The organism is Planifilum fulgidum, assembly GCF_900113175.1.
Classification (GTDB): Bacteria; Bacillota; Bacilli; order Thermoactinomycetales; family DSM-44946; genus Planifilum; species Planifilum fulgidum.
Genome location: NZ_FOOK01000059.1, coordinates 1 through 3,032, shown reverse-complemented (window position 1 = coordinate 3,032; position 3,032 = coordinate 1). Strand labels below are relative to the sequence as shown.

Annotated in this window: 6 protein-coding genes; all 6 read left to right on the top strand. The window is 45.6% G+C overall.

All coding sequences use genetic code 11. From position 1 onward, the window contains the following. Nucleotides 1-371: 371 nt before the first annotated feature. The gene (locus BM063_RS17095) at nt 372-923 is read left to right on the top strand and encodes a flp pilus-assembly TadE/G-like family protein (RefSeq protein WP_092041920.1); all 552 of its coding nucleotides are present in this window, start codon (nt 372-374) and stop codon (nt 921-923) included. 100 nt (nt 924-1,023) lie between these two features. Beyond that, nucleotides 1,024-1,407: a pilus assembly protein gene (locus BM063_RS17090; protein WP_092041917.1), complete on the top strand. Its 384-nt coding sequence runs from the start codon at nt 1,024-1,026 to the stop codon at nt 1,405-1,407. A gap of 101 nt (nt 1,408-1,508) precedes the next feature. Further along, complete coding sequence (locus tag BM063_RS17085) at nt 1,509-1,814, top strand: TadE/TadG family type IV pilus assembly protein (protein WP_177199256.1); 306 nt, start codon at nt 1,509-1,511, stop codon at nt 1,812-1,814. Between the two features lie 6 nt (nt 1,815-1,820). After that, complete coding sequence (locus BM063_RS17080; RefSeq protein ID WP_092041908.1) at nt 1,821-2,345, top strand: M23 family metallopeptidase; 525 nt, start codon at nt 1,821-1,823, stop codon at nt 2,343-2,345. 71 nt (nt 2,346-2,416) lie between these two features. Then, a complete protein-coding gene (locus tag BM063_RS17445) occupies nt 2,417-2,785 on the top strand; it encodes a hypothetical protein (protein WP_143085439.1) in 369 nt (122 codons plus the stop codon). Next, nucleotides 2,782-3,032 (top strand): transposase (locus BM063_RS18420; RefSeq protein WP_143085438.1); only part of this gene is annotated, 251 nt, incomplete at its 3' end. The genes BM063_RS17445 and BM063_RS18420, both read left to right, overlap by 4 nt.

Below are 3,032 nucleotides of genomic sequence, written 5' to 3'. Positions count from 1 at the left end.
CGAAAATCATTTCGATCACCTATGAATCCATTCGACCATGAGGTAACATTTTCCTTCGGAATTTCCCGATCTAAGTTAGTCGACGGGGCACTAGTTATGAAGAAAAGCGCTATAAAGAATTAGACAAGATTCTAGAGGAAGAGAAAATTAAAGAACAGAAGAGAGTAGAGGAGAAAGAAAAAAAGATGCTGGATCAATATGATCATTAAATATACAAAATTTTTCCTGTTATGCTAAGTAGCTGGTGGTTAATAGTTTCTTTGGTAATGTTGTTTTCGCAAAACGTGTTTGAAATAGGTGGCCTTCCTGTGTAAAAAAACAGATTATCTTGGATGTAACAAGCATTTTCCTGCAGGAGGAGACTATAATATATGCTTCATCGCTACCGTCGTCGGCTTGATCGACGGGGAAACGTAACAATGTTTTGGGTGGTGGGGCTGGCTGCCTTTTTTGTAGTGTTTTCAATGGTAGGGACGTTGGTTGTCGCTTGGATGCAGCATGCCTATACCCAGGCGGTGGCGGATTCAGGAAGTTTGGCGGCCACAAAGAAGCTGGATCAGTTGGTGCAGGAGGAGCTGAATCGAGCATTACAGGAAGCCATGAACGTGTATCCTGACAAGGATCCCTATTTGATCGTTATGGGCACCGAGGAAAAACGGCATGCCTTCATGAGAAGGGTGATTGATCGTCGGCAAAATGAGCTGCGGGAAGAGGTTAGAAAATACGTCACTAAGAACGGTGGTCACAAAAACGGGAAGATCCGCCTGCCCGTAAACGGCCGGATCGAGATTGAGGCACAGATGAAGTTTGAACCACCGGTCTTTCAGGATTGGTTTAAGGATGCCTTTGTCAAAGGCAGCGGTACGGGACCTAAAAGAGACTATTTAAAGTGGTTAAAATCAAAACAAACCATCGCCTATTAGCGGATCAATAGTCAGATGTGGAAATCATGAGTCTTGGAATGGCAAAAGTGCAGATAACGATAAGCCGGTTTCCTCGAGTCGAGGGAGGGGGAGCAAACCGGTGATAAGAAAGTTCTTAGGGCGAATATTTCGCTTTAATAGAAGGGGCTCCGTTACACTGGAATTTGTGACGATAATTCCATTGCTTCTGATCATGATATTGTTTATCGCGCAGTTTTTTGTTGCCGGCATGGCTGTCGTTGAGACGGAAGTTACTTTGCGCGATACGGTTCGGTACGCGGCCGAAATTGGAGATGAAAAGAAGGCCAAAAAATGGGGATTAAACCGGTTTGATGCCACCGGATATTATGACATGGAATCACTGAAAGTGGAAATCAAAGACGAAGAGGTTATTGCTACCTCCCGTACACGGATCGAGTGGTTGTTTACCTCTGCTGCTCCGTTTCACTACCGCAGTACGGTTAAGGCACCGGTGATTGATTAATCGATCATTTTTCCTGTTTTGCTACGTAACAGGGTTGAGTAAATTTTTAGCCTTCTTGTAGAATCTATTTCCCCCATTCAAGTTTTATGGGAGGAATGAAATTGAAAGGCCTGTTTCTGGGGTTTCTTGTATGGAACCGGACACAAAGGAAGGGTTCCGTGACTCTCGAGTTTGTGGTTTTATTGCCTCTGTTTATTCTATTATGCTTGATAGCTTGGCAACTCTTTTTATCAGGGATGGCAGTGATCGACACTAATGCGGCCGTGCGTGACGCAGTACGAGTGGCGGCCACTACGGGTGACACCGACAAGGCAGAGAAACAGGGAAAAAACTCCTTCGGTCAATCGGGAAGCTACAAGCTGAAGCGCCTGGATGTCAAAATTGAAGATGGTGAAGCGATCGCCTAGGCGAAAGTGGAGATTCCGATTTTATTTATGACCTCCAAACCGATTACTTATGAAACAGAAGAAAAAACGCCGGTACTCCAATCACAGAGTTTTTCGGACTATTATAATTTTGGTGGTTTCTTGGGGAATGGCAAGCTGGGGTTTCCTGTAGCAAATATGATCATTACCTCTAAAATGGGACCCCGTTGGGGCCGACTTCATGAAGGGATTGACATAGGGGGGAGAATTGGAACTCCCATTTTTGCGGCAGGAGACGGAGTCGTGGTCCGGGCGGGACCTTCTCAAGGTTATGGTTGTGTAATTGTAATTCATCATGGTGGTGGATTGTATACCCTTTATGCCCATATGTATCCGCACCAAATCAAAGTATATCCCGGTCAACAGGTTAAAAGAGGACAACAAATTGCTGAAATCGGCAATAACGGAAGATCAAAAGGCCCCCACCTTCACTTTGAAGTTCGAAAAGGAGGATATCCGGGAGGACCATCCAGGGGAATTCCATTGGATCCGATTCCCTTTTTGTACGGATAAGCTTTTGATTTAATTTCGTTGGAGTAATAGCAATGTATTCAAACTGTGCCACGGTGAGAGGAGAGAAAACCATGAAAAAATACCGTATAATGGCGTTATCTATGCTTTCTCTCTTTCTATTTTCACTCATCTCACCATTTTTAGGTGTTGCATTTGCTGAAGGCGGTCCGGGACCTTATAAAGGCCCTGGACCTTATAAAGGCCCTGGACCTTATAAGGGTCCGGGACCTTATAAAGGCCCGGGAGTTTATCAGGGTCCAGGCGTTTATCAAGGCCCGGGTGGTTATGAAGGTCCAGGACCATACACACCCCCTGACCCCAACCAACCATCAAAGACAAATGATACCGATTCATCAAGTAAGGGTTCAAACAACAGTGATTCTAGTGATTCTACAAGCTATTTCAAAAACATGATCTGCCAATGTAAAATGGAAGTATGAATACGAGACATGAGTTGACAGACGAACAATGGGCTGTGATTGAGCCCCTGCTTCCCAAACCTAAACCGGGACCCGGGCGTCCGCCCGCCGATCCGAGAAAAACATTGAACGGAATTCTCTACGTGTTGAAAACCGGTTGTACTTGGGCGGATATGCCCCGGCAATATGGTTCTCCCACCACCTGTTGGCGGCGGCTGAAACAATGGTCGGAAGACGGGACGTGGGAGCGGATTTGGCGTGCGCTGTT

What these genes read in the sequence shown, in the direction of transcription:
- BM063_RS17095 (WP_092041920.1), top strand. Translation starts at nt 372, where the DNA reads ATGCTTCATCGCTACCGTCGTCGGCTTGATCGACGGGGAAACGTAACA.
- BM063_RS17445 (WP_143085439.1), top strand. Translation starts at nt 2,417, where the DNA reads ATGAAAAAATACCGTATAATGGCGTTATCTATGCTTTCTCTCTTTCTA.